Here is a 24,016-nt window from a genome sequence, read left to right on the forward strand (position 1 = left end):
TGCGGATCGAGCCTGCATTGGTTTAACGGGTGATGGCCGTCGCCTGCGACCAGACGACGAGCCAACGGTCGCGGTGCTCATAGGTGTCCGTGTGCCAATATTCCGCTGACGGAACATGATGGCCGTTGAAGATGACTTCGAGCCGCGCGCGGTAGCGTATGACAGCGGTGCGGCCATCGAGGCGCACGGCGATGTCGCCCGGCTCCCAGCTGAGGTATTTGATGCTCCCCGACGCAATCGCACCCAGATATTCGTCCCGCGACAGGGCCAGGCCGATCGGCGTGATCAACTGAAAATCCTCGGCATGAAGAGGTTTGGCCGTGGCCATATCGGCTTCGACGAGGGCGCGCAGCCGGGCACGCTCGGTTTCGCGGATGCGGTCTTCTTCCGTCTGGGCACTGCCTGTCATTCTCTTCTCCTGAGGGGTTATCGTTGGACGCCGCGACCAAGTCGGCGGCGGCCGGCGTGCAGTCTCACCAGCCCGTTGTCGATCAGGCTTTGGCCGCAATCGCGGATCGTTTCCTCTTCGGACCGTCCTTGCCATTGCAGAATGGCGCTTGCCTTTGCAGTGTTGATCGACAGATCCCTGCCAAGCTCATGCACGATCGTGCGGGCATCGGCATCGAAGAGCGCCAGAAGCCGTACGACTATGTTCGGAAGTTCTGACGACGGCAATTGTAATGCATAGTCCGGGAAGAATTGCCCCAGGACCCGCGCCAGATCTTTCATCCAGAACACGCGTCCGCCGACGATGAAACGGTGCCCGGCGGCTTCAGGCTGAATCATCGCGCGAATATGGGCGTCGGCGACATCGCGAACGTCGGCGATTGCGCAGCCGTAACGCGGCAAGCGCGTGAACCTGCCGTTCATCAAATGCCTGATCAATCCGACCGACGTGCCGCAGGCACTGCTCAGCAAAGGCCCAAGTATAAGGCCCGGGTTGATCACGGCAAGAGACAGGCCGTGCTGCTTGGCAAACGCCCACGCTGCCCGCTCGGCCAGCGTCTTGGATTTGTAGTAGGGCGTGGCGCGTTTGCTGCTGGTGTCGGTCCAATCCTTCTCGCTGAATGGGGCGGATCCGCTACCGTGATTGGTCGCAGCGATCGACGATGTAAGCACGACCCGCCGCACCTCGGCAGCATGGGCTGCGCGCAACACGCGCAGGGCACCTTCGCATGCGGTGCGGATCAATCCCGTTTCATCGCGCACCGCCCGACCAGGGAATGGAGAGGCCGTATGGATGACGAAGTCGCAGCCGGAAACGGCTTGCATCCAGCCGCCGTCCCGATTCAGATCGGCTTCGACGATTTCAAGCTTTTCGACGACCGTCTGAAAGCGAGACAATATCGCGGGGGGAGCTGCGGCATTTCTCAAGCTCCCGCGAACGCGATAACCCTGTTGCAGCAGCTGGAGAGCGACATGGCCGCCCAGGAAGCCATTGACACCGGTTACGAGGACGGTGGTGCCTTGCCGCGATTGCGCCTGTTTCATGAGATGCTCCCATGGATGATTTTGGACAATTAGACTCAATTTGTCTAACTGTCTTTTGACAGCCGAGACACGATGTGTCAATGCGTCCAGATGGACAATGAAGATCGCAAAGTTGCGCATATCCTGGACGCCGCCTTGCCGGTGTTTGCCAGGTACGGCTTCCAGAAGACCACGATGGCGGATATCGCGCGGGCGGCGGGCATTTCGCGCGCTTCGCTCTATCTCGCCTTCAATAGCAAGGAAGATCTTTTTCGGGCCGGCTCGGCGCGTGCCCATGAACGCACGATGGCAGAGGTTGAGGCCGTGCTGGATCGCCCGGGAGATGTGGTGGACCATATCGCGGCGGCCATCTCCGTTTTCCAGGAAGGCCTGATCGCTCCCTTCAGCAGAAGCGAGAACGCCAAGGAGCTCTTCGATGCGAATATGGAACTCTCAAAGGACATAACGCTGGCCGCACGGTCGAAGCTGCTCGACCTGCTGGCAAGTGCCCTTGCGGAAGCGGAGGCTCGGGGAGAAATCGATCTGGGCGCGATAGAGGCCCGCGCCGCCGACCTTGCCGCGCTTATTGCGGCGGCAATGGATGGCATCAAGCACCATTTCGGCGCTGACGAGCCGTCGGACAAGGCCTTGGACCTATTGATGCGCGTTCTTAGATCGGCGCTGAAAACGCAGATCAGGAGGTAACCGGTCGTTCGTTGAACGGCCGGACACGGCGCCAGGGGCTGACCGATTTCGTCGATTGCCTTGCCGACCCGCGGCAGTGGCGCCGGAAACGCCGGAGCCTCAGCCCCGGCGTCTCGGATTAAGCCACCAGCCCCTTGGTCAGTTCCAGCGCCTGGCGTTCGAACAGGCGGCGGTAGATACCGTTGTTGAGGCGGATCAGTGCCTGGTGGTCGCCTTCCTCGACGATTCTGCCCTTGTCGAAGACGAGCAGGCGGTCGAGGGCGCGCACCGTCGACAGGCGGTGGGCGATGACCAGCGTGGTGCGGCCGTCCATCAGGCGTTCCATCGCCTCTTGGATCTGCACCTCGCTCTCGCTGTCGAGGCTCGAGGTCGCTTCGTCGAGGATCAGCACCGGCGCATCGGCCAGGAAGGCGCGGGCGATGGCGACGCGCTGACGCTCGCCGCCCGAGAGCTTGACGCCGCGCTCGCCCACCATCGTCTCATAGCCCTTGGGAAGCTCCATGATGAAGCCGTGGGCATTGGCCTGTCTCGCCGCCTGCTCGATCTCCCGCCGCGAGGCGTTCGGCCTGCCATAGGCGATGTTTTCGGCCAGCGTGCGGTGGAACAGGATCGGCTCCTGCTGGACGATGGCGATCTGGCCGCGCAGGCTCGCCTGCCTGACCTCGGCGATATCCTGCCCGTCGATGCGGATCGAGCCCGCGTTCACGTCGTAGAGGCGCTGGATGAGCTTGACGAAGGTCGTCTTGCCCGAGCCCGAATGGCCGACGAGGCCGACGCGCTCGCCCGGCTTGATGATGACCGAGAAGTCCTCATAAAGCGGCGTGGGATGTGCGCCATACTGGAAGGTGACGCGATCGAAGACGATCTCGCCGGCGCCGATCTCGATCGGCATGGCGTTCGGCCTGTCCTCGATGCCGAGCGGCATCCTGTCGAGCAGCACCAGCTCTTCCATGTCGTTGACGGCGCGCTGCAGGTTGCGGATGTCCTGGCCGACATTGCGCAGATAGCCCTGCAGCACGAAGAACATCGCCAGCACGAAGGTGATGTCGCCTGGCGTCGCCAGGCCCTGCCGCCACATGACGAGGCCGGTTCCGAGAATGCCTGCCTGCATCGACACCATCATGAAGCCCTGGATGGTGCCGCTCGTCGTGCCGCGCTTCCATGTGCGGCGCGTGCGGCTGTCCCATTTGGAAAGCACGTGATTGAGTCTCGTCTCCTCGCGCTTCTCGGCGCCGAAGGCCTTGACCACGGAATTGCAGCTGATGGCATCGGCGAGCGCGCCGCCGAGCTTGGTGTCCCAGGCATTGGCAAGCCGTGCGGCCGGCGACACGAAGCCCATGGAGAGCGCCACCGTCACGCCGATATAGACCAGCGATCCCAGGGCCACGAACAGGCCCATGACAGGCCAGTAGCTGCCGAGCACGATGCTGGCGCCGACCAGCATGACGACGGACGGCAGGAGCGCGACCAGCAGCAGGTCGTTCAGCGAATCCAGCGCCCACATGCCGCGGGTGATCTTGCGCACCGTGGAGCCGGCAAAGCTGTTGGCGTGCCAGTCGGTCGAGAAGCGCTGCACCTTGTGGAAGCCGTTATTGACCACATCGGCCATGATGCGCAGCGTCAGCCGGATGATGCCGTTGAAGATGAACCAGCGCAGCGTGACGCTGGTGAAGCCGAGCACCACGACGACGGCGAAGGCGCTGAGGGCGCCATCGGCCGCATTGCCGCCGGCGATGGCATCGACGATGCGGCCGGAGAAGACCGGCACCATGACTTCGGCGAGCGTGCTGGCGACGACGAGCACGATGATGGCGCCGACCAACGCCTTCCGGTGGTGCCAGTGATGGAAAACAAAGCCGAGCACCTGGCGATAGGCATCGGCGCGGAAATCGAGCTTCTTGCGAGTCATTTTATTCAGCCCCGGGCACGTGTCGGCGCCGGTCCTCAAAATCGAGAGTTAAAAGACACAGCCCACGCGGGAGACGAAGTGATCCCGTCAGATCAATCGGGCTGTGAAGGAAGAATAAACCGCACGGGCGCGCTCAAGGCGGGCCGCGAATGGGAATGACCTACTGTCGGAGCATTCCACGGGGGGAGGTTTCGATGATCGATACTGTCATTCAACGCCTCCCTTTTGTTCGATCTGGAGCGGTGGACATCTTGTAGCCGAGCATTTCGCCATTGCCAAGCAGGAAATTACAACCTGACGGAAAGTGATGCGGAAACGACACAATTTAGCGTCTGGACGATCAAAATACGACAACCTAAAAGATTAGGCCTGCCGGGCCTATCGGGGAGGAGAAGCATGAAACGCATCGAGATGGAGTTAAGCGGCGGCTGCCAGTGCGGCGCCGTGCGCTACCGCGCAACCGCCATGCACGACAATTCGCATCTCTGCCATTGCCGCATGTGCCAGAAAGCCTCGGGCGGCATTTTTGCCGCGCTCGTCGCCGCTCCCGACGATGCGCTGAGCTGGACACGCGGCAAGCCGAGCGTCTGGAAGAGCTCGGAGCTTGTCGAGCGCGGCTTCTGCGCCAATTGCGGCACGCCGCTGTTTTTCCACCACGTCGAAAACGGCCGCACCAACCTGATGATCGGCTCGCTCGACGACCTGCACGCCTTCCCGCCGCATGCCAATACCTGCACCGAGAACATGGTGGCATGGTTCGATACGATCACGGACATCGAAAATACCGGCGCGACCGAAACCAACGGCGCCGACTGGGCGGCGGCGATCAAGAAGAGCAGCAACCAGCACCCCGATTGCGATACTGCCGAATGGGCAGTGAGGGGGCGGGATCGCTGAGGTTGTTTCGGCGGCTGCCAGATTTACGACCTAATATGAACCGAACGGACCTATAATGAGTGCGCGCCTAACGACGGCCATTAGGATCGGAGAAGCCGCTAAGGCTATTCTTAGAAAAACTCAGAGCTTTCCGGCCGCAGAATTCGAAAAACATGCAGACCTGAGCGAACGCGAACACGTCGGTGTTGAACCGATGCTTCTGGCACTTTCGATGGAGCTGGCGCTCAAAGCTTGGTTCGTTTTCGACTATGACGATCCAGAAGTTGCCAAATCACACAACCTCATAAAGCTGTTTGATAGGCTAAAGCCCGAAAGCCGAGAGAAACTCGACGCTGAGTTCAGAAGGTCAGTGGCGCCATATCATCCCAGCGGTTTCTACGTGGACTACAGTATTCGTCACGTTCTCGAGCAGCACCAAGATGCCTTCATCGACTGGCGCTACCTCCATGAGACAAAGAAATCGATGATGTTCGATCAGAGTGCTTTTGAGGCAACGCTCGAAATGGTGCTCCGTGAGTTCGAGAAGAGATATCGCATTGAGCCGGTGAAGCCGCTTTGGCCATCCTGAACGCGTTTCGGATCGGACAAAAGTCTTGAGCGGTCGCTTCGCCTGCTGCTTGGCAGCAAAGCGCATATTTCGACGCTCCTTCAAAACCAATTGCAAAACAAAAGCAGTCGCGCTAGCTTAGCTCCATCGCATAACTGACAAGCTCCCCACGGATGTGCCCTCCAGGGAAAGGAAGTGGCTATGGCCAAGCTCGTGTTCGGAATGAACCAGTCGCTGGACGGCTACGTCGATCATATGGCGTTTGGGCCGAGCCCGGTGCTTTTTCGCCATTTCATCGAGTCGGCGCAGCAGCAGGCGGGCAGTGTCTATGGCCGCACGATGTATGAGATCATGCGCTACTGGGACGACGAGCATCCGGAATGGGGTGCGCCGGAGCGGGAATATGCGGCGGCGTGGCGGAGCCAGACGAAATGGGTCGTTTCGCGCTCGCTGACCTCGGTCGGGCCGAACGCCATTCTCGTTCAAGGCGATCTCGAGGGTGCGATGCGGGCCTTGAAGGCCGAAAGGGACGGGGAGATCGAAGTGGCCGGCCCGCAGCTGGCGTATAGCCTCACCCAACTCGGGCTGATCGACGAATATATCATCTATCTGCATCCCGTCGTGCTCGGCCACGGCACGCCGTATTTCGCCGGACCCCGGCCGCCGCTGCGGCTTCTCAGCCATGACCGGATCGACGAGAATGTGATCCGGCTGGTTTACGCTCCGGCCTGATACCGCGCGGAGGCTATTGCCGCGCGGGGGCTATTGCTGCGCGGGGGGGCTATTGCCGTGCGGGGGCTATTGCCGCGCGGGCTGGAAGAGCTCGACGAGATTGCCCGAGGGATCGACGATCAGGATCTGCGCGCCGCCCGGCCCGGTGACCACATCGTTGCGGAAGCGCACGCCGCTTGCGCGCAGGCGCGCCACCTCGGCTGAGAGATCATCCACGATCAGATGAATGCGGTTCCAGCCGCCGGGCGCCGGCTGCTCGCCATCGGGCATCGGCCGACCGGCCGAACTCGCCGGACCGCTGAGGAGCAGACGCAAGGCGCCGCGCCTGACATCGGCGAAAGCGGGCGCATGTTTGGAGATCAGGGAGAAGCCGAGATGGGTGACGTACCATTCCACCGACGCCTCGACGTTCTCGACCATGTAGCGCACATTGACTGTCTCGTCGGCCATGGCTGCCTCGCAAGGTTGGACGGAAGGGGAGTTTATCAAATCCGGCTCCGGTTGGAAAATCGCCCAGGCACAGAACGCAAGCCTGCGGCCGGGGTGCGTGGATCATCCCGGCCGTTTTTCTGAGGGTGCCGGGAGCATGACTGTCCGGCTGCGCGCGGCGCGCTACATTGCGGGCATGGACATGATCTATGCCTTGCTCATCATCGCCGCCGCCGTCACCATCATCTTTCTCGCCGGCCGGTGGAACACCTCCGATGCCGACCATTATATAGGTTTCGGCAATCTGCGGTCGCGCCGCAGGCAGGATGCGGACGACGAACAGGAATGAGCGGCGGGCCTGGCCGTCAGCGGGATGAGCGCAGACGGAGGATTGCGGCCGCGTTCGGCGGCATCGGCCGCTCGATGCGCCTGTAGACGCTTCCATTGCGCGTTCTGTTCATCAGCCGGAGTTCGCAGAGCTCGCGCCGCAGCAGGGCATGATCTCCAAACAGGTGCCTTTCCTTGAGAAGCACGTTGATTTCCTTTTCCGGCATGTCTCGCGCCGCCGGCATTTGCGACCAGAGAAGCCAGAGCGCCGTTATCTGGTCCATGCGCCTCGCAGGCCAGCGGGTCAGGCGAAACTGATCGTCGAAGCTGCGTTGCACCCGGTCGATCAGCTTGCGGTCGATCTCCGGCCCGGCGGCGGGCGACGGCAAGGCTTCTTCGTTCCCGGCATCGGCCGTGGCGCGCAGGCTCTGAAAATTGCCGTGGCCGGCGGCTTTTGCCAGCATGTTGAGGAAATGCAGATGCGAGGGGAGCCCTTCATGCGCGGAGAGCTGCGCCCGGAGCGATTTGGCGAATGCGGAGGTGTCGCTCACATTGAGCGGAATGCGTGTTCTGGACATGACCTATCCTTTGGTCGTGCCGCTCCAAACGGATTATCGGTGATCGCCCTTCCGACATGGCACGGGATCGGTGTCCATATCGTCTTACCTGTCAGGTTTAGCGTGTTCCGGAGAACGGCGATGCCTGGGTGAACTGCAGACCCGTCACTGCGATTAGCACCGGGACGTCGATATTTCAACTGCGGTTCAGGCGGCGGTGGTCAGGAAACGGCCGATCTTCGTCGGCAGCTTCCATCCGGATCGAAACCTGCCCTGGCGGTCGCGATGGCTTTTCACGCCGATCGCCGCTCCCTTGCCTGGCTTCAGATTATCTCGGCGTGGAACGGAACAGATGAGGCCTCCTGGATGTTAGGGGGCGGCAACTGCCGGCGCGTTGTGTGGCATGGAGAGAGACAGGATGAACCCGAAAAGTACGTTCAGCATAGCAGGCCATCCGATCCATCCGATGCTGATCCCCTTTCCGGTCGCAGCCTTCGCCGGAACGCTCGTCGTCGACATCGTCTACGCCCGCTCGGGTGACCCGGCCTGGGCGGCGGCGACGAACTGGATGCTCGGCGCCGGACTTGTCATGGCGGCATTCGCCGCAATCGCCGGCTTCATCGACTTTTTCGGCGACAGCCGCATTCGCGGCCTGCGCGATGCCTGGTTTCACATGATCGGCAACCTGGTTCTCGTTCTGACCGAGGCCGTCAATCTCTGGCGGCGGTTGGCCGAGGGGCCGGATTTCATCGTGCCCACCGGACTGGTGCTGTCCCTGGTCGCCACGGCGATCCTCCTGTTCAATGGCTGGAAGGGCTGGGAGATGGTCTATCGGCATCGCGTCGGTGTCAGCGAGGAGCCAGGGAAGCCGACGCGCTGATGCGGACGGCCGCTTCGCCGCCAGGTCCGGAAAGCCGTGATGTTCCGCCCGTTTTCACGATCGGGCACTCGACCCGGACGATCGCCGAATTCGTCAATCTCCTGCGTTGCGGAGCGGTCGAACTCGTGATCGACGTGCGCCGGATGCCGCGCTCGCGCGCCAATCCTCAATATAATGAGGACGTGCTCGGCAGCGAACTTGCGCCTTACCAGATTGCCTATGCCAGGATTGCCGAACTCGGCGGCTTGCGCAAAAAATCCGGCATTCCCGAGGAGGCAAACGGCTTCTGGACCAATCGCAGCTTTCACAATTATGCCGATTATGCCTTATCGCCGGAGTTCCGGGCAGGGCTGTTGCAGCTGCTGGCGATTTCGGCGAAACGGCGCACTGCCATCATGTGTGCCGAGTCCGTCTGGTGGCGGTGCCACCGCCGGATCATCGCCGATTACCTCATCGATGCCGGCCGGCCCGTCTTCCATCTCATGGGACGGACGAAGCGCAGCCCGCAAAAATGACCGACGGAGCAATGCCGGCCGAAGACGGCCTGCGCTATCCGCCTGGAGGCTGAGGCGTTACTCGACCAGGCCGAGGATCGGCCCGTAGCCGCCGTGCCAGGAGCGGTCGTTGCGGCCAAGCGCGGGATCGTAGAGCCCGACGCCGCGGCCGCCATCGAGAAAGAGCGCGTCCTGGCATTGCAGCTGATCGCGGAACAGCCGGGCGAAATCGTGGAAATTCACCCAGTCCTCGCTGATTGCAAAGCGCACCGCGCCGTCGGCGCAGATGCCGACGCCGTTGCGGCGGGTGCGGTCGGTGGAGCCGGGGATGAAGATCGTGTTCAGCTTGCCTGAGATGACCAGCATCGGGCCGGACTGGGTGGCGAAACGCGCGGCCGGGCGGCGCTTCAGGAATTGATCGGTGGGCAGGATCGTGGCGCCGGCTTCATCGAGGTAGAAGACGCCGTTCGGCTTCTTGTAGAAATTCGGCACGGGGCCGGCGGAGCCGTCGTTCTTTGCCTTGTTGGCGGGTTTCATTTCCTTGCCGTTTTCGACGTAAAGCCCGAGCGGCGAGAAATCCTGCCGGTACATGCCGGCATTGACGGCAAAGACGAGCTTGCGCCCCTCGGCCTGAAGGGCTTCGGCGAGGCTGGAGAAATAGCGGTACGGCTCGCCATCGGCGCCCTTCCAGAACAGGCGAAGGTCGGCTTTGCCGGGGTCCACCGTGCAGACGATGTAATCGGCGCCTTCGAAGCTCTGCGGCTGGCAGGGGTCTGCCTGCGCGGATCGCAGGGAGCCGGCTGCGGCCGCCAGCAATACGAAGACGGCGAGGAGGGCGTGCTTGAGAGGGGGCATCGGCGGGCTTTCTTTCAGATCGGCGGTGAATGCTATCCGTGGGACTGCAATATGCGGTCGGTGGGGCAGGGGCAATGACGGGGTGATGTGGAGCGTGAGTTCAGACCCCTCCCCAACCCCTCCCCACAAGGGGGAGGGACTAACTTGAGGCACCCGCTGTCGCGGACACTCACCTCTTTGCGGATGAGACGATGAAGCCGAACGATCGGGTGCGGCCGGGTTAGCCCCTCCCCCTTGTGGGGAGGGGTTGGGGAGGGGTTTGTAAAATGACAAAATGTTCTTGTTGTGTTCTTGATTGCGCACTATAAAATCTCAACTTGCTGCAACTGGGAGAGGGAAAATCATGAGTGTTTACGCAACGGTCGGCGCGATCGATTCCATCAGGTCGAATGCTTTTTACGATGCCGTCCTGGCGACGATCGGCTGGCGTCAGCATCAGGAATTTCCGGGCTGGCGGGCCTATTCCGAAGGCGGGACGGGCGAAGGGTTCGTTCTCTGGGTCTGCACGCCGTTCGACGGTGCGCCGGCGAGCGCCGGCAATGGCGCGATGATCGGCTTCATGGCGAAATCGCGCGCCGATGTGCATTCCTTCTACGAGGCCGCCATGGCGAATGGCGGGACGGACGAAGGCGGGCCTGATCCGCGTCCGCAATACGGGCCGGACTGGTACGCCGCCTATATGCGCGACCCGGCCGGGAACAAGATTGCCATCGTGTTCAATGGGTGAGGGGTGCGCGATACCTGGGGTGGGCGCCGGCTGCTCCTATTTCAGAAACCCTTGATCATGCCCCTGCTTCAGAGCCTCGCAGCCGCCAAGGTCTTGAACCGCGGTGGATGCCCATTCCCGTACCTGCCGGTCGCTCAACGCGAGCTTGGAGTCTCCGCCTTGAGCGAGGCGCTTCAAGCTTGCGTCCTCCAGCCAGGCTATCGATTTCTCGACGTCCGCGTAAATCTCGGTTCCGGGGCCGCAGCCGTGCTTTTCGAGATGTCCCAGAAAATATGGCCGCATCTGCTGCCGGGGCGCTCCGCAATATTTCTCCGCAAGCGCAAACATCATCAGCGCATATTCCATGCCCATGAAGCGCGTTTCGATCTGTTCGCCCGGGGTGAAACTGGTTCTGCAGAAATTCTGCGCATGAGCGGCAGCGGGCAGGAGCAGCAAGGACGCCGATAGCATGGCGCTGATCTTTCGGAACAAAGGCATCTCCCCCCGGCGATTTGTCTTCACGTTAAAGCTGCAAATTCCGGAGGTTTTGTGACCTGCCGCTCACGCATTCGGCCGTCCGAGTTCGGGCTCACCCATGGCGGTCGCGGGGGCGGTGGCGAGCGCCTTGTTGACCAGGAGGGCGGCGAGCATCAGGGGAACGACGGCCCAGTAGGAGAAGCGGATGCCGAAATGTTCGGCGATGAAGCCGAGCAGCGGCGGGCCGGCGAAGAAGACGACGAAGGTCGTCTGGCCGAGCGCTGCGACATTGACCGAGGCCGGGCGATCCGTCCGGCGGGCGGCGGCCGAGATGGCGAGCGGATAGACCGAGGAGCAGCCGATGCCGGTGAGGCAGAAGCCGATCAGCGCCACGAGGGGACTGGGCGCCATCGCCACGAGAACGAGGCCGGCGGTGGCGATCGCCAGCAGGGCGATGGCGACCGGGCGCGGATTGAAGCGATCGACGAGCGGGTCCATGCCGAGCCGGCCGATGGCGATGGCGAGCGAGAACAGCGTCACGCTCAGCCCGCCGACGAAGGGCTGGGTGGCAAAGACGTCGCGCATATAGATCGTCGACCAGTCGACGCTGGCGCCTTCGGCGAGAAGCGGTGCCGCGGCAATCAGGCAAAGCGGCATGAGGCCGATTGTGGGAAGCGAGACATGCGAGGCCTCGCCCGGATGGGCGTCCGACCGCCGGGGCGCATTGACGATGCCGGAGAAAACGATGGCGCCCGAGATCAGCACGGTGGCGAGCACGATGAGGTTGTGCAGCTCGATCGAGACGCCGGCCTGGCGCATGCCGGCGGCAACGAAGGCGGTGAGGCAGAAGCCGAGGCTCCACATGCCGTGCGCCCGGCTCATGATGCGATAGCCGAGCAGCGCCTCGTGGCGGTCGGTCTCGATATTGGCGTTGATCTCGAAGGCGCCGGTAAAAATGCCGGCGAGGAAGAACAGCGGCGCGGCCGACGGCGCCGACGGCATCCACGGGATCGCCGCAAACAGCACCGCCGCCCCGAAGACGGTGACGAAGGCCGTGCTGCGCGCGCCAAGCCTTTCGATCAGCCGCCCGGAGAAGGTCAGGCCGAAGAGCACGCCTGATGACATGGCGACGAGCAGGACACCGAGCTCGCCTTCGCTCAATCCGAATTTCACCTGCAGGTCGGGCAGGCGCGACAGCAGCGCGCCCAGCGACACGGCGACGGCGAACTGGATGAAGAAGATGCGGTAATGCGGCTTCATGTCAGGGCTTTGCTCCGGCCTTGGCTGGTTTGATCCGTTTCCGGTGAATGGCAGGGTATTCCGGCATCAAAAGTCCGGCGCGAAAACCGATGCCTTGTTGCTTTCCCATTCAGCATTCGTGCAGATTAAAGTTGTGTCCGGCTCCTCTTGATGTAGAGGACTCGTGTCTTTCAATCCAGGGTGAAAGTTGATGTCTATTTCGTTCAAGCAGTTGGCCGCCGTTGCGGTGATCGGTCTTGCTGTCGTGCCGGGCATCGCTCAGGCAGAATCCTTTTCGAAGCTCGCCGGGCAGAATTACGCGGTCGGCAAGCTCACCAAGAGCAAGGCCGGCGCCTATGGCTGGGTCGTCTCCAACGGCAGCAAGCAGTTCTTCTGCCGGATGGATGCGAGCCTTGCCTATGTCAGCAAGAAGGAGATGGTCTCGTTTACGACAAGCGGGCGGATGATCAAGGTGGACCGCGCCACGTTCGAAGCGAGGATCGGCGGTCCCGACCCGTCGATACCGCAATGGAGCGATCTCCAGGCCGGCCGCGTCAAGCCGGCCGATGTCGGCAGCTGCACGCCTGTTCGCTGATCAGGCGGCTGCGTGTACGGAGACAACATGTCCGATCTGCTAGACGTCCAGAGGAGGCTGCAGGCCGAGGCCGATGAGGGCGTTCGGGCGCTGCGGCTCGACGAATTGCTCGGCGATCTCGGGCAAGCGATCCGGGTTGGAAGCTCGGCGATGGGGCTCATGGTCCGCCGCGACATCGATATCACCGTGGTTTGCCCCGCGATCGACCCCGTGGCGTTCGAGGCGTTTACCGCGATCGGCGCTCGGCTGATGCGGATGACCGAACGCGTCGTCGCCGTGCGCTTCCGCAACGACAGCGGCAGATGGAACAGGGAGCCGGAGAAATATCCCGATGGCTTTACCTCTGGCTGTCCGTGCAAATGCCGGATCAGACGATGTGGACTATCGACATCTGGCTGGTCGATCAGCCCGACCGGCAGCCCGACATTGCGCATTTGAAGACCCTGTTGCCGCGCCTGACCGATGCGGATCGGGAAGCGATCCTGGAGATCAAGCGCGTATTGGCCGAGCGCCCGCAAGGCGCAGCAACGGTTTCCAGCACGCTGGTTTACGAAGCGGTCATGGATCACGGCATTCGCGGCGTGGCCGAATTCGAGACGTGGCATCAGAACCGTCCCGCGTGACCGCATATCCTTGCCGCGTGTTCTGCAAGCGACGCCAGTCAAGACAATTGAAGGTTAATCATTAGTGGTTATTGCACCTTAAAAGTGCGGGTGATAATTTTACTTCGGGGCTGACTGTATTCTTAAAGAATTGAGGGGATCGATATGCATAAGGTCATCGATAGCCCATGGGAATTGGGCCAATATGCCAATCAACTGAAAGCATCCGGCGTCGAAACGATCATTCGTTACTATAATCACAGCAATTCCAACAGGCTGCCGCAGAAGCGGATCGAGAAGGCCGAATATGACGACATTCTCGAGGCGGGGCTGTCGCTGGCCGTGGTATTCCAGCAGCGCGGCGGCGCGGGCGGCGCCATCGGCGATCTCGATGCCGAGTCCGGGGCGCGCGACAGCGAGCGGGCTCTCGCACTGGCCGAGACCTATGGGCAGCCGGAAAATTCGGCGATCTACTTCTCCGTCGATCACGATTACTACAAGGCGGCCGACATCGCCTCGATCAAGGCCTATTTCAAGAGCGTTTCGAGGCGGCTGAGCGGCAAGTATCGCGTCGGCGTCTATGGGTCCGGGACGGTGGGCCGCGCGGTGCGCGATGCGGGCTACGTGGATTTCATCTGGCTGGCGGCGGCGACCGGCTGGTCGGGCACGCGGGCGATGCTGACCACCGATCAATGGGCGCTCTACCAGATCCATCCGCCGCTCAACTATCGAGGGATCGGCTATGACGGCAACATCGTCGGCGGGAGATGGAAGGATTTCGGCCAGTTCCGCGCCGACGCGGAGAGCAGCGCCTTCCTGCTCGGCGCCTCCCGGGAACTGGCGGCCGCGGTCGAGCGGCATTCGGAGCTCGCCGAGGTCAGCGCCGCCGGCGGGCTCAACCTGCGCCGGGGACCGGGCGAGAGCTTCGCCGTCGAAAGGGCGCTTCCGCTCGGCACGCCGGTGACCATCCTGGAGCGCCACGGCGAATGGGCCAAGGTCGATCTCGACGGCGACGGCACGGTCGACGGCTATATGCATGCGAGCTTTCTGAAGGTGTTGTCCGGCGGCTTCCCGATCGAAGGCGCGGTCGGCACGACGCCTTATACGGTCGCCCGGGCGGAGTTGGCGAGGGGCATCGCCGAGGTGCCCGGCCGCGGCAACAATCCGCGCATCGTCATGTATCACAAATCCACCAACCATTGGTCGGGAACGGATGACAGCGTCGCCTGGTGCTCCTCCTTCGTCAATTTCTGCGTCGAGCAGGCCGGCATGATCGGCACCGACCGGCAGGATGCGCGAAGCTGGAAGAACTGGGGAGAGAATGTGACCGACGATCCGAGGGAAGGCGACATCGCCGTCTTCGCCCGCGGCGCGATGAGCGGCTCGGATGGGCATGTGGGCTTCTTCGTCGCCGACGAGGGCGGGCCGACGGTGAAGATCCTCGGCGGCAATCAGAGCGACAGCGTTTGCTACCAGAACTATCCGAAGGACGGCGATCTCGGCAGCACGCATTACAAGCTGCTCGGCATCCGCAGGGGATGAGCGGATTATCCGAGCGGGGAGGTGCCGGTTGCGGCAGTCCGGCGTGACGGGCTGCCGCGCCGGCGTCACGGCGAAAGGACGATACCTACCAGGCGGTGCGGGCAGCGCCGAGCGCGGTGGTGTGCGGCGAGGAGACGTGGGCAACCTGGGCCTTCAGCGACACCGCGCAGTTGCCCGGGAATGTCAGCTTGTGCAGTACCAAGTGCTTCAGCAACGCTTCCGCATCGCGCTCCTCGGTAAGCGGAAATGTCACAGTCATGCGAGTTCCTCCTGCGACCAACTGAGCATCCGCCTAAAGTTAAAATCCAGTTTCTGTTGCGGCGCAACAAGAAAATTTTAATGATAAAATTAAAATCGATTAGTTTTGAGGGCGGGATTTTTAGATCGTTTTAAATCGGGGACTAAAGCACGTCGCGACCTTTCAGATCGCCTCCCGTGCTTTAGATTTTTGTTTTTACGCGTGTCGTTATCGCAAAACCGCGCACACTTTTGCGCGACACGCTTTAAGCCTCACGCCACCCCAAGTTTTGCAATCAACGCGCGGCCGAGCGGCTTTGGACGCTCGCTGCGCAGGACGATCGCCGTCGTCACCGAGCCGTACCGGGCGACGGAATCGACGATGGTCTCCAGACCGGCGGGCGAGGGCACGACGACCTTGAGGTGAAAACAATCCTCGCCCGTCAGCCGCAGCACCTCGATGATCTCAGGCATTTCTGCAAACTGCTTCAGGCAGGGCTTGATGTGTTCGTGCGTCGTGCGCAGGCGGATGACGGCCATCATGCCCAGGCCGAGGGAGGCGGGATCGACAACCGCTCTGTAGCCGGTGACGATGCCGCGCTCTTCGAGCCGCTTCAGCCGCTCCGAAGCGGCCGGCTGGGAGAGACCGACCTTCCGGCCAAGCTCCGAGACGCTGATGCGGCCGTCGTCCTGCAGGATCTCGATCATGGCTATATCGGTCGGATCGAGCCCGGCGCGATAATCGGTCGGTTTTGCCATCTGCTTTCAATCCATCGGTTTTCGCTGTTGTTTTCCGATGAATGCCAATTCTCCCGGCAGCTGTAAACGGGCAGTATGCGCCGACAGCAGCAAAGGAGTGAAGCGGTGAGCAAATACATCCATCTGCCGGGCATCGGCAATTCCGGAGCCGATCATTGGCAGAGCCTGTGGGAGGCGGCCGATTCTTCTATCGCCCGCTTTTTGCCGGCAAGCTGGGACGAGCCGGAGCTTTCCGACTGGATGGCGGCCCTGGACCGGGCCGTGCGGTCCACAGCGGAACCACCGGTTCTCGTGGCTCACAGCCTTGCCTGCCTGCTGGTCGCGCACTGGCAGAAGATTTCGGATGCGCCGATCCGTGGTGCCTTTCTGGTCGCCGTGCCCGATCCTTCCTCCGCGGCCTTTCCGGCGGAGGCGGCGAGTTTTGCCGGCGTGCCACGGGAGCGCTTCCGTTTCCCGTCGCTGATCGTGGCGAGCACCGACGATCCCTACGGCTCGCTCGTCCATGCCGAGGCGAGGGCGGCCGAATGGGGAAGCGACCTTAAAATCATCGGCGCGGCAGGGCATATCAACGGGCAGAGCGGGCTCGGCGATTGGCCCGAAGGGCTGGCATTGCTGCGGGCTTTTGCGGGGTGAGGATTTCAATCGAGCGGAAGGCGATTTGCTTTTATAGTCCCGCGGTCGATAACTGGAACAGCCGTCCTGGATGCCGTATGGAATTTGTCTGAAATGCACGAATGGGAGCGCCGCGCCGGTCACTGAGCTGTGGGACGAGGTCGAGGTATTCGAAACGGTGCCGTCGATGCGGGCGCTCGCCTATCCGCCGCATGTGACGCTTGCCGTGTATCAGGAGGCCGAGCCGGCGCTTTTGAAGGATATGCTCGGCAGCATATCGGATGGGCGAGCCGCCATTACGCTCGTCTTTTCGAGCATCGGCGTCTTCGAAAACGACACGTTGGTTCTGTGGGCAAGGCCTCAGCCCAGCGATGTTCTGCTTCGATTGCATGCGGACGTACACCGCAAATCGAGCCCACGGCCTGCCATCACCACTACCGGCCGGGAAACTGGGCGCCGCATTGCACGATCGCGATGAACATACCAAGGGCAGCATCCGCCGCGGCCATGCGATGGGCCGCGGACAGGCGGATCGATTTCTCCGTGACTTTCGATGTTCTCGACTACGTGCGATTTCCGCCGGTTGAGATTCTAGGCGAGAAGCGCCTGGTGGAGGCATAGCCGCTTTTGCCGCGTTGTCCACTGGCAGACCGGTGGCTCGCACGCCTGCGTTTGCCAAGGTGGGGTGGCCAGCCCCGTCCTTCGAGGCCCCTGCGGGGCACCTCAGGATGAGGCTGGAGAAAGGGCGGCGCGCTTGGCTCGCTGGGAAGCGTTGCGGCACAACGTTGCCGCTTCGCCGCGCGGCACACGGGCCCGCGCCGGCCTACTTCAGCCGGAAGCGGCCGCTTTCCATGGCCTTGGCGATTGCGTCGCAGGTCTCGTCGGTGCTCAGGCCTGTGACCGGCAGCGCGTGGGGTTCCAATGCGCCGAGATTGGCGAATTGGCGGTGGAGGTCGGAGATTGGTGCGGGGTCGGTCAGGGTTTGGCCGCCGCGGTCGCGGCAGCGTTTGATGGCTTCGCCGAGGTCGGGGCGGAGGACGATGTAGTGCAGACGGGCTTCGATCTCCCGGAAGGCATCCAGGAACCACGGGCCGATGATGCCGTCCAGCAGGACGAAGTAGCCGCCTTTGGCATAGCGGGCCGCCGCGCCTGCCAGCACATCCATCACCGTTGCATTCTGGGACTGGGCATCGGGCTGCCACGGCGGGATGGAGCCTGTCTTGATGAAGCTCCAGAAATCGTCGGAATGCAGGTGGACCTTCGGGCTGCCGCGCAGCCGTGCGATGCGGCTTGCGGCGGTGGTTTTGCCTGAGCCGGGCGGGCCCGTCAGGATGAGGATTTCGTTGGGGCGGAACATCTGGCGTGGTCGGTCGGGTCTCTGTCAGGGCAGGGCTTGGTCGTTCCTATTCCAAGCCGACATGTCTTGCCGATGCAAGTGGTGTCGATATTGCGCTTCCGTCCCGTGCCCGCCGTTGCAAGCGCTTCGTCGCGTTCCTACCTCTCGATAAGCTGATGCAGCGGAGGGGCGATGGGCGACCAAGATGCGAAGACTGGGAAACGACGGTCTCGTCGCGATTACGGATCTTTCTTCAGGGCGGTTGCTGAGGCGGCTTTCGACGTCGATGACGAAATCGGCATTCTGGTGGCGGCCGCCTGCATCCTCATCCTGGTGATCAGCTTCACATCCAGCACACTATGCGGGCTGGCAGTCTGGGGCTGGAGAGTTGGCCGGATCTGGCTCGTTCGGGCGCGGCGAGGCAAGGCGCTTGTTCGATGGTGATGTAAGGGGTCTGTTTCTGCCCCTCATCCGGCTGCCGCCACCTTCTCCCCGCTTGCGGGGAGAAGGGACAAGTCGCGACCTCTCCGTCTCTCTTCAGCCTCTCGCAGGGCATGTTCCCTCTCCCCGTCGGAACGGGGAGAGGGTTAGGGTGAGGGGCGGTTATCGGCACAAACCGGACGCCTCGGCCTTGTGCCGAGGATCTTCTGCACCGGAGGCAGATGCTCGGGACAAGCCGGAGCATGACGACGCGCGTTTGTCGCCAGCCAAGACGGTGGCGATCGGCGCGCAGGCTTGTGCTTGCGACTATGCCTTCAACGCCGCGGCGTAATCGGCGGCGTAGGTCTTCAGCGAGCGCGGGGGCTTGCCGGTCAGGGTTTCGACGTCGCCGGTGGTGACGGCGGTCCAGCCCTGGCGGACGGGATAGAAGATCGAGGCGAGGAAACTCGCATAATCGGCCGGCACGCCGGCGCCGGTCAGGATGGTGATGAAGGCCTCGTCGGTGATAGCGTTATAGGCGATCGGCTTGCCGGTGGCCTCGGAGAGGATGGCGGCCGCCTGCTCGTAGGACAGGGCTTCCGGGCCGGTCAGGTTGAAGGCCTTGCCGTCGAAGGCGGACGAGGTGAGGGCGGCGACGGAGCTTGCGGCGATGTCGCGGGCATCGATGAAGCTCGACTTGCCGTCGGCGGCCGGAAGCGCGATCTGGCCGTGGTCGATGCCCGGCTTCCAGAAGGTGTGGAAATTATCGGAGAACCAGTTCGGGCGCAGGATGACGTAAGGCGTGCCTGACTTTTCGAGCGCGATCTCGACCTGGCGATAAGGGATGGAATCATCGGCATCGACGCCGATCACGCTCTGGAAGACGACCTTCACCTTGCGGGCAGCCGCCGCCTCGATGACCGGCAGCAGCATGCCCTTGGCATCGACATAACCCGAGGCCAGCAGCACATGGGCGCGGTCGACGCCTTCGAAGGCCGGGCCGAAGGTTTCGGGCCTGGCATAATCGAAGACGACGCCTTCGGCGCCGGCGACCGCCTTGCCCGAGCGGGAGGCGGCCTTGACGGCTTCGCCCTTGGCGAGAAGCCCTTCCACCACATGCCTGCCGACGGTGCCCGTCGCGCCGAGAACGAGAATCTTGTTGCTCATGCCACTCTCCTTGGTATCTATTGGAAACTATCTAACGATTGGATAGATACAGGCAAATCAGGATTAGAAAAGAGAGCACTTTTTCGTAACCTGGTTTCGTCGGGGAAACCTACGCTTCCCCTGGGGAAATCTAAACCAGCAAAGAGAGAGCAGATGACGGCGATCGAACAGGCCTATGACGTTTTTGAGGATCGCTGCCCGACCCGGCTGGTGCTGGACCGGCTGGCGGACAAATGGGCGCTGCTCATTCTCGACCGGCTGAAGAGCGGGCCGGTGCGCTTCAACCATATCCGCCGCGATATCAAGGGCATATCGCAGAAAGTTCTGGCGCAGACGCTGCGCAAGCTGGAGCGGAACGGGCTGATCTCGCGGACGATCTTTCCCACCGTGCCGGTCACCGTCGAATATGCGCTGACGCCGCTCGGGCGCACGCTGACCGACACGGTGTCGGCGCTGACACACTGGGCAGAAAAGAACATGGACGCGATCTTTGCCGCGCAGCGCGCCTATGACGAGGCCTATGCGGATTAGGGCATGATGCCGGCGCCTGGCGGTGATTTCCGGCACCATGCTCTTCCGGTCAGCTCAGAATATCGGCCAGCCACTGCTCAACGCTGCGCGGCGCCATTGCGAGCCGGCGCTGTGCGCTCGTTTCTTCTGCAATGACGTTGTCCGGCGCCTGGGCGAGCGCCTGATAGAGGCCGACGACGGTGGCGGCGGCACCGAGGCCGAACAGCGGCGTGAGGAGATCTCCAAAGCCTTCCGGCGACAGCGCTTCGAAGGCGACCGGGCGGCCGAGATGGCGGGAGAAGCCCTGCGCCAGCGCCGCGCCATCGAGGCCGGGACGTTGCCCGACGCCGACGATGCCGCTCACCGAATGATCGACAAGCAGCCGTTCAGCGACTTCGGCGACATCCAGATGGGAACTCCACGACACGGCAAAATCGGCGCCGAAGGGGTAGCGCAATATGCCTTCGGCTTTCACCGCCTCGAATATCGGCGGAAGCAGGAGATTTTCGAGATAAAGCCGCGGCGCGACAATCGCATGGGAAACACCGCTTTCGCGAACACCGCGGGTCAGGATCGCGATGGCGCTGTCGTCAGGCGCCTGCAAGACCGATCCGGGGCTGTCGATGATCGCTCCGCTGGTCGAGATCACCACGCGACCGGGTCTGGCACGGTTGACGGCTTCGACGATGCTTTTCGCCTGCCGGACGCGCTCGGGCTCGGCCGTCACCGGCAGGTGAACGAATACACCATCAGCATGGCGATAGGCGGAAACCAGGGATTCGACGGAGGCGTTATCGACCGCGACGGTGGGTTTTCCGTCCAGCGCGGCGGTGTTGCGCACCGCGCCTACAGCAGCTTTGCCCGAGGCCAGCAAGCGTCTGAAGAGCGGCCCGCCCTGCGCGCCGGCGGCGCCATGGATGACGTAAGACATGCCATTTCCTTTCATTAGTGCAGAGATTGCATTAATGTTGGTGCAATAATGAGGTCAGTTACGTCAAATGCACTATTGGAGGAAAATCGGCATGGGCGAAAATAAATTGCCGGAATGCGGTGTCGAGCGCTTCCTGTTGCTGCTCGACGGCCCGTGGGCAACGCTGCTCGTGCGCGAGCTGCTGCACGGACCGAGACGGTTTACCGAGCTGCGGGAAACACTGGCGGGGATCAGCGCCCATACGCTGACGCACCGATTGCGCAGATTCGAAGCGCATGGGCTGGTGACGCGCACGGCCTATGCCGAGACGCCGCCGCGCGTGGTCTATGAGCTGACGGACCTGGGAAGATCGCTGAGCGACGTGCTGAATGCGATGAACGCCTGGGGAAAATCCATTCCGGACGACAGGCTGGTGCGGCTTTGAGCGCCCGTCGCGGTCTGCGCGACGCGGCGGGCGGGGTCACTCGACCTGGATATGGATATGGTCGTCGTGGCGGGCGGCGCGGCAGCCCTGGAAGCGGACATGGGCATCGGTGATGCCGAGATCGTTTTTCAGGTGTGGCTCGATGAAGATCTTCTGCAGGTTGAAGCGCGTCACGCCTTCGCTCGTCAGCCAGGCGATGGCGGCGGCGGTGCGCTGCTCCTCGAGGCGATAGGCCGGGAAGAGCGGCTGCAGCGCATCGAAATCCCAGCGGGTGGTGAGCCAGTCGTGGCGGCCGGCGCAGGGCAGTTCGTCGCCGAGGGCGGGCTGTTCGAAGGCGAAATAGCCGATCGGCGAGCGGGTGGCGCCGTTGAGGAAATTGCCGTTCGCATCCTTGTAGTAAAAGGCAAAGTCGAGCTTCTTGCCGTCGGCATGGGAGAGATGCGGCAGCAGCGGGAAGCCTCGTATGAAGGGAAAATTCGCATCGAGCGCGACGGTGATGGTGCCGGGAAAGGCCTGGTCCATATGGGCGGCGAGGGCCTGGGCGAGGTCTCGGACGGCGGGGGTGACGTAGTTACGGTTGAGCGCGCAGTAGATCGGCGAGCGGACCACGAGCCGGTCTGCGGGGTTGGCAAAGCAGGAGAGGGGAACGCGGCCGAAGACCGGGGCGGTGAAGTTTGCGGCCAGGGTGGCGCCGGCATAAAGAAGCAGGAAGAGCGCCAGCCTGGCGGGAAAGCGCCGCGTGCCGAAGGCGCGCGCGGCGGCCAGCGCGAGGAGATAGGCGATGCCGCCGATCTGGGTGAGCAGGGTGAGGATGATGACGATCAGGGCGTGGAGGATAAAGCGGAGCACCGGGCGGCCTTGCGCAAGGGAGGTTGCATTGCCTTAGGTGAGGGTGAGGGATGTGCAAGATGGTGTATCTGCCCTTCGCTTATATTGCCTATAAAGCGAAGGGTTATGGAGGTTGTGCCGTGCGCGCCCTCATCTGCCTGCCGGCATCAACCTGGGTCGAGCCGCGGGTCTCGCCCCGTCCTTTGGACCGTCTCGCCCTTCTTGAAAGCAGCCATTGCGGAAGCGATGCCGGCAGACGAGAGGAGCGGCATCCTCCAACCTCCCTGATGCTGAGGTGCGCAGCCCGCGAGGGCGGAGCCTCGAAGCACGCGCTCCGACGCTGCTTCTCGCACCCATCAGATTTCGGCGCGCCCGCCTCGTCCTTCGAGGCCCCTTCGGGGCACCTCAGGATGAGGCTCTCGTTGGCACCGAGCACCTGCGCGCGCATCTTCAGGGTGGGCTGCTTTGAGCGTTGGTGCGGGCATGGCCGCTATTATGGGCGCGGCGTCCTCCGACCTTCCTCATGCTGAGGTGCGCAGCCCGAAAGGGCGGAGCCTCGAAGCACGCGCTCCAGCGCTGCTTCTTGCGTCTCTCAACCGTCGGCGCGCCCGCCTCGTCCTTCGAGGCCCCTTACAGGGGCACCTCAGGATGAGGCTTCGAGGTCGGGCACCTCAGAATGAGGCATCGAGGTGGGCACCTCTGATTAAGGGGCGCTTGGCGGGCTGCCTTGGTTGAGGCAGTAGGTTTCGGATGAAGCTTGCTGAAGCGGATGGTTTTACCGCTGGTTCATCTGCTGTGACAGTTCGGCCAGAAGCTGCTCCGGCGCAGTGTTGGTCTGGACGAGGTCGACGGCGATGGTGATGGCGCGGCGGCCTTCGACGCTGTCGATGTCGAGCTTGTTTTCGCTGCACCATTGCTGAACGGCGTCAGTGACCAAGTTTATTTCGTGGTCATCGAGAGAAATGAGCGATTGAAGCAATTTCATGCCCTCCGGTAACGGCAAGAGCACGTATGAACTCTCAAGCGGTCCCGCCGAAAATCTGATGGGCCGACTCCACTATCTTACGCCGATTGCGCGAGAACACCACTGGCTCGTCAGAACGGTTCGTTATTGTACCGTCTGCTGAAATTCTTTGGTGGGCTCGGCCGTGCCTGCATGAGAGGACTATTTCGCCAGCACGATGTGGGTGGTCTTTTCGCTCGCCACATGCTCGCGGACGCTGAAGCCGAGGGCGGGCAGATCGATGCCCGCGAACATGGCTTCGCCTTGGCCGAGCACGACGGGGGAGAGGGCGAAGTGCAGCTCGTCGACGAGGCCGGCCTGAAGATATTGGCGCACGGTCGAAACGCCGCCGCCGATCTTGACGTCCTTGCCGCCGGCGGCCGCCCTTGCCTGGTCGAGTGCCTCATGAATGCCCGAGGTGATGAAGTGGAAGGTGGTGCCGCCCTCCATGACGATCGGCTCGCGCGGGTAATGGGTCAGGATATAGGTGGGCGCGTGATAGGGCGGGTTGGCACCCCACCAGCCCTTCCAGGCATCGTCCGGCCACTCGCCGCGGATCGGGCCGAACATGTTGCGCCCGAGGATGAAGGCGCCGAAATTGGCCATGGCGCCTGAGGCATAATCCTCGTCGATGCCGGTCGAGCCATCGTCCTTGCCCATCATGGCGCGGAAGGTACGGGTGTGAAAGAACCATTGGAACATTTCCGGCCCGCGCTTTCCGAGCGGATCATTCAGGCTTTGCTCCGGCCCGGCGCCGAACCCATCCACGGAAACGGAAAACCCCGCAACGCGCACCTTGGACATGCTCTCCTCCATGTGATTGCAA

General features: G+C 62.6%; 33 protein-coding genes. 17 read left to right on the forward strand and 16 right to left on the reverse strand.

Going from position 1 to position 24,016, the window contains the following annotated elements; translation table 11 throughout:
• Positions 1 to 22 precede the first annotated feature (22 nt).
• Together ATY76_RS04395 and ATY76_RS04400 are read right to left on the reverse strand one after the other, a co-directional pair.
• Positions 23 to 409: a nuclear transport factor 2 family protein gene (locus ATY76_RS04395; RefSeq protein WP_088673515.1), complete on the reverse strand. Its 387-nt coding sequence runs from the start codon at positions 407 to 409 to the stop codon at positions 23 to 25.
• 17 nt (positions 410 to 426) lie between these two features.
• Positions 427 to 1,491: an aldehyde reductase gene (locus ATY76_RS04400; RefSeq protein ID WP_088673516.1), complete on the reverse strand. Its 1,065-nt coding sequence runs from the start codon at positions 1,489 to 1,491 to the stop codon at positions 427 to 429.
• A gap of 90 nt (positions 1,492 to 1,581) precedes the next feature.
• Between ATY76_RS04400 and ATY76_RS04405 the strand changes: the two genes are divergently transcribed.
• Positions 1,582 to 2,175, forward strand: coding sequence for a TetR/AcrR family transcriptional regulator (locus ATY76_RS04405; protein ID WP_088673517.1), 594 nt, complete (start codon positions 1,582 to 1,584; stop codon positions 2,173 to 2,175).
• Between the two features lie 118 nt (positions 2,176 to 2,293).
• On the opposite strand, the gene ATY76_RS04410 is transcribed toward ATY76_RS04405, so the two are convergent.
• Positions 2,294 to 4,084, reverse strand: a complete 1,791-nt coding sequence (locus ATY76_RS04410) for an ABC transporter ATP-binding protein (RefSeq protein ID WP_088673518.1) — start codon at positions 4,082 to 4,084, stop codon at positions 2,294 to 2,296.
• 396 nt (positions 4,085 to 4,480) lie between these two features.
• Here ATY76_RS04410 and ATY76_RS04415 point away from each other — a divergent pair, with 396 nt between their 5' ends.
• From ATY76_RS04415 to ATY76_RS04425, 3 genes are all read left to right on the forward strand, one after another.
• Positions 4,481 to 4,981, forward strand: coding sequence for a GFA family protein (locus ATY76_RS04415; protein ID WP_088673519.1), 501 nt, complete (start codon positions 4,481 to 4,483; stop codon positions 4,979 to 4,981).
• Between the two features lie 55 nt (positions 4,982 to 5,036).
• The gene (locus ATY76_RS04420; protein ID WP_190233582.1) at positions 5,037 to 5,549 is read left to right on the forward strand and encodes a hypothetical protein; all 513 of its coding nucleotides are present in this window, start codon (positions 5,037 to 5,039) and stop codon (positions 5,547 to 5,549) included.
• 180 nt (positions 5,550 to 5,729) lie between these two features.
• The gene (locus tag ATY76_RS04425; protein ID WP_088673520.1) at positions 5,730 to 6,260 is read left to right on the forward strand and encodes a dihydrofolate reductase family protein; all 531 of its coding nucleotides are present in this window, start codon (positions 5,730 to 5,732) and stop codon (positions 6,258 to 6,260) included.
• A 66-nt stretch (positions 6,261 to 6,326) separates the two neighbouring features.
• Here ATY76_RS04425 and ATY76_RS04430 read toward each other — a convergent pair whose 3' ends face one another.
• Positions 6,327 to 6,710, reverse strand: coding sequence for a VOC family protein (locus tag ATY76_RS04430; RefSeq protein WP_088673521.1), 384 nt, complete (start codon positions 6,708 to 6,710; stop codon positions 6,327 to 6,329).
• Between the two features lie 136 nt (positions 6,711 to 6,846).
• Between ATY76_RS04430 and ATY76_RS04435 the strand changes: the two genes are divergently transcribed.
• A complete protein-coding gene (locus ATY76_RS04435; RefSeq protein WP_088673522.1) occupies positions 6,847 to 7,038 on the forward strand; it encodes a hypothetical protein in 192 nt (63 codons plus the stop codon).
• Positions 7,039 to 7,054: 16 nt separating this feature from the next.
• On the opposite strand, the gene ATY76_RS04440 is transcribed toward ATY76_RS04435, so the two are convergent.
• Positions 7,055 to 7,594, reverse strand: coding sequence for a DUF2087 domain-containing protein (locus ATY76_RS04440; RefSeq protein WP_088673523.1), 540 nt, complete (start codon positions 7,592 to 7,594; stop codon positions 7,055 to 7,057).
• A 397-nt stretch (positions 7,595 to 7,991) separates the two neighbouring features.
• On the opposite strand from ATY76_RS04440, the gene ATY76_RS04445 reads away from it, so the two are divergent.
• Both ATY76_RS04445 and ATY76_RS04450 read left to right on the forward strand, forming a co-directional pair.
• On the forward strand, positions 7,992 to 8,453 hold the full coding sequence (locus ATY76_RS04445; RefSeq protein ID WP_088673524.1) for a DUF2231 domain-containing protein: 462 nt from the start codon (positions 7,992 to 7,994) through the stop codon (positions 8,451 to 8,453).
• Positions 8,453 to 8,968, forward strand: a complete 516-nt coding sequence (locus ATY76_RS04450) for a DUF488 domain-containing protein (protein WP_088673525.1) — start codon at positions 8,453 to 8,455, stop codon at positions 8,966 to 8,968. Before ATY76_RS04445 ends, ATY76_RS04450 begins: the two co-directional genes overlap by 1 nt.
• A gap of 57 nt (positions 8,969 to 9,025) precedes the next feature.
• Here the strand turns inward: ATY76_RS04450 and ATY76_RS04455 are convergent, their stop codons facing one another.
• Positions 9,026 to 9,802 carry a phosphodiester glycosidase family protein gene (locus tag ATY76_RS04455; protein ID WP_088673526.1) on the reverse strand — a complete coding sequence of 259 codons (777 nt, stop codon included), beginning with the start codon at positions 9,800 to 9,802 and terminating at the stop codon, positions 9,026 to 9,028.
• 343 nt (positions 9,803 to 10,145) lie between these two features.
• Here ATY76_RS04455 and ATY76_RS04460 point away from each other — a divergent pair, with 343 nt between their 5' ends.
• On the forward strand, positions 10,146 to 10,529 hold the full coding sequence (locus ATY76_RS04460; protein ID WP_088673527.1) for a VOC family protein: 384 nt from the start codon (positions 10,146 to 10,148) through the stop codon (positions 10,527 to 10,529).
• Between the two features lie 36 nt (positions 10,530 to 10,565).
• Here the strand turns inward: ATY76_RS04460 and ATY76_RS04465 are convergent, their stop codons facing one another.
• Positions 10,566 to 10,880, reverse strand: a complete 315-nt coding sequence (locus tag ATY76_RS04465) for a hypothetical protein (RefSeq protein ID WP_245309680.1) — start codon at positions 10,878 to 10,880, stop codon at positions 10,566 to 10,568.
• 189 nt (positions 10,881 to 11,069) lie between these two features.
• On the reverse strand, positions 11,070 to 12,245 hold the full coding sequence (locus ATY76_RS04470; protein WP_088673529.1) for an MFS transporter: 1,176 nt from the start codon (positions 12,243 to 12,245) through the stop codon (positions 11,070 to 11,072).
• 190 nt (positions 12,246 to 12,435) lie between these two features.
• Here ATY76_RS04470 and ATY76_RS04475 point away from each other — a divergent pair, with 190 nt between their 5' ends.
• The 4 genes from ATY76_RS04475 to ATY76_RS04485 all read left to right on the forward strand — a co-directional run bounded on the left by ATY76_RS04475 (position 12,436) and on the right by ATY76_RS04485 (position 14,963).
• Entirely contained in the window at positions 12,436 to 12,819 is a 384-nt protein-coding gene (locus ATY76_RS04475; RefSeq protein ID WP_088673530.1) for a hypothetical protein, read from the forward strand.
• A 27-nt stretch (positions 12,820 to 12,846) separates the two neighbouring features.
• Positions 12,847 to 13,257, forward strand: a complete 411-nt coding sequence (locus ATY76_RS04480; RefSeq protein WP_245309681.1) for a hypothetical protein — start codon at positions 12,847 to 12,849, stop codon at positions 13,255 to 13,257.
• Between the two features lie 8 nt (positions 13,258 to 13,265).
• Positions 13,266 to 13,442, forward strand: a complete 177-nt coding sequence (locus tag ATY76_RS34050; RefSeq protein WP_245309682.1) for a hypothetical protein — start codon at positions 13,266 to 13,268, stop codon at positions 13,440 to 13,442.
• A gap of 144 nt (positions 13,443 to 13,586) precedes the next feature.
• Positions 13,587 to 14,963, forward strand: coding sequence for a TIGR02594 family protein (locus ATY76_RS04485; protein ID WP_088673531.1), 1,377 nt, complete (start codon positions 13,587 to 13,589; stop codon positions 14,961 to 14,963).
• Between the two features lie 85 nt (positions 14,964 to 15,048).
• On the opposite strand, the gene ATY76_RS33605 is transcribed toward ATY76_RS04485, so the two are convergent.
• Entirely contained in the window at positions 15,049 to 15,222 is a 174-nt protein-coding gene (locus ATY76_RS33605; protein WP_190233583.1) for a hypothetical protein, read from the reverse strand.
• A 251-nt stretch (positions 15,223 to 15,473) separates the two neighbouring features.
• On the reverse strand, positions 15,474 to 15,959 hold the full coding sequence (locus ATY76_RS04490; RefSeq protein WP_088673532.1) for an Lrp/AsnC family transcriptional regulator: 486 nt from the start codon (positions 15,957 to 15,959) through the stop codon (positions 15,474 to 15,476).
• A gap of 105 nt (positions 15,960 to 16,064) precedes the next feature.
• On the opposite strand from ATY76_RS04490, the gene ATY76_RS04495 reads away from it, so the two are divergent.
• Both ATY76_RS04495 and ATY76_RS04500 read left to right on the forward strand, forming a co-directional pair.
• Positions 16,065 to 16,592: an alpha/beta hydrolase gene (locus ATY76_RS04495; protein WP_088673533.1), complete on the forward strand. Its 528-nt coding sequence runs from the start codon at positions 16,065 to 16,067 to the stop codon at positions 16,590 to 16,592.
• Between the two features lie 70 nt (positions 16,593 to 16,662).
• The gene (locus ATY76_RS04500) at positions 16,663 to 17,049 is read left to right on the forward strand and encodes a 2'-5' RNA ligase family protein (RefSeq protein ID WP_245309683.1); all 387 of its coding nucleotides are present in this window, start codon (positions 16,663 to 16,665) and stop codon (positions 17,047 to 17,049) included.
• Positions 17,050 to 17,394: 345 nt separating this feature from the next.
• Here the strand turns inward: ATY76_RS04500 and ATY76_RS04505 are convergent, their stop codons facing one another.
• Positions 17,395 to 17,928: an AAA family ATPase gene (locus ATY76_RS04505; RefSeq protein ID WP_088673534.1), complete on the reverse strand. Its 534-nt coding sequence runs from the start codon at positions 17,926 to 17,928 to the stop codon at positions 17,395 to 17,397.
• A 171-nt stretch (positions 17,929 to 18,099) separates the two neighbouring features.
• Here ATY76_RS04505 and ATY76_RS04510 point away from each other — a divergent pair, with 171 nt between their 5' ends.
• Entirely contained in the window at positions 18,100 to 18,351 is a 252-nt protein-coding gene (locus ATY76_RS04510; RefSeq protein ID WP_088673535.1) for a hypothetical protein, read from the forward strand.
• Between the two features lie 303 nt (positions 18,352 to 18,654).
• Here ATY76_RS04510 and ATY76_RS04515 read toward each other — a convergent pair whose 3' ends face one another.
• Positions 18,655 to 19,494, reverse strand: coding sequence for an SDR family oxidoreductase (locus tag ATY76_RS04515; protein WP_088673536.1), 840 nt, complete (start codon positions 19,492 to 19,494; stop codon positions 18,655 to 18,657).
• Positions 19,495 to 19,647: 153 nt separating this feature from the next.
• Here ATY76_RS04515 and ATY76_RS04520 point away from each other — a divergent pair, with 153 nt between their 5' ends.
• Positions 19,648 to 20,025: a helix-turn-helix domain-containing protein gene (locus ATY76_RS04520; RefSeq protein ID WP_088673537.1), complete on the forward strand. Its 378-nt coding sequence runs from the start codon at positions 19,648 to 19,650 to the stop codon at positions 20,023 to 20,025.
• Between the two features lie 49 nt (positions 20,026 to 20,074).
• Here ATY76_RS04520 and ATY76_RS04525 read toward each other — a convergent pair whose 3' ends face one another.
• Positions 20,075 to 20,935 carry an NAD(P)H-binding protein gene (locus ATY76_RS04525; protein WP_088673538.1) on the reverse strand — a complete coding sequence of 287 codons (861 nt, stop codon included), beginning with the start codon at positions 20,933 to 20,935 and terminating at the stop codon, positions 20,075 to 20,077.
• A gap of 91 nt (positions 20,936 to 21,026) precedes the next feature.
• On the opposite strand from ATY76_RS04525, the gene ATY76_RS04530 reads away from it, so the two are divergent.
• On the forward strand, positions 21,027 to 21,359 hold the full coding sequence (locus tag ATY76_RS04530) for a helix-turn-helix domain-containing protein (RefSeq protein WP_088673539.1): 333 nt from the start codon (positions 21,027 to 21,029) through the stop codon (positions 21,357 to 21,359).
• Between the two features lie 36 nt (positions 21,360 to 21,395).
• Here ATY76_RS04530 and ATY76_RS04535 read toward each other — a convergent pair whose 3' ends face one another.
• The 3 genes from ATY76_RS04535 to ATY76_RS04545 form a co-directional block, all read right to left on the reverse strand.
• Positions 21,396 to 22,208: a hypothetical protein gene (locus ATY76_RS04535; RefSeq protein ID WP_088673540.1), complete on the reverse strand. Its 813-nt coding sequence runs from the start codon at positions 22,206 to 22,208 to the stop codon at positions 21,396 to 21,398.
• Positions 22,209 to 22,962: 754 nt separating this feature from the next.
• Positions 22,963 to 23,166 carry a hypothetical protein gene (locus ATY76_RS04540; protein ID WP_088673767.1) on the reverse strand — a complete coding sequence of 68 codons (204 nt, stop codon included), beginning with the start codon at positions 23,164 to 23,166 and terminating at the stop codon, positions 22,963 to 22,965.
• A gap of 186 nt (positions 23,167 to 23,352) precedes the next feature.
• A complete protein-coding gene (locus tag ATY76_RS04545) occupies positions 23,353 to 23,994 on the reverse strand; it encodes a dihydrofolate reductase family protein (RefSeq protein WP_088673541.1) in 642 nt (213 codons plus the stop codon).
• Positions 23,995 to 24,016: the final 22 nt, after the last annotated feature.

The organism is Rhizobium sp. R339 (genome assembly GCF_002211395.1).
Taxonomy (GTDB): domain Bacteria; phylum Pseudomonadota; class Alphaproteobacteria; order Rhizobiales; family Rhizobiaceae; genus Rhizobium.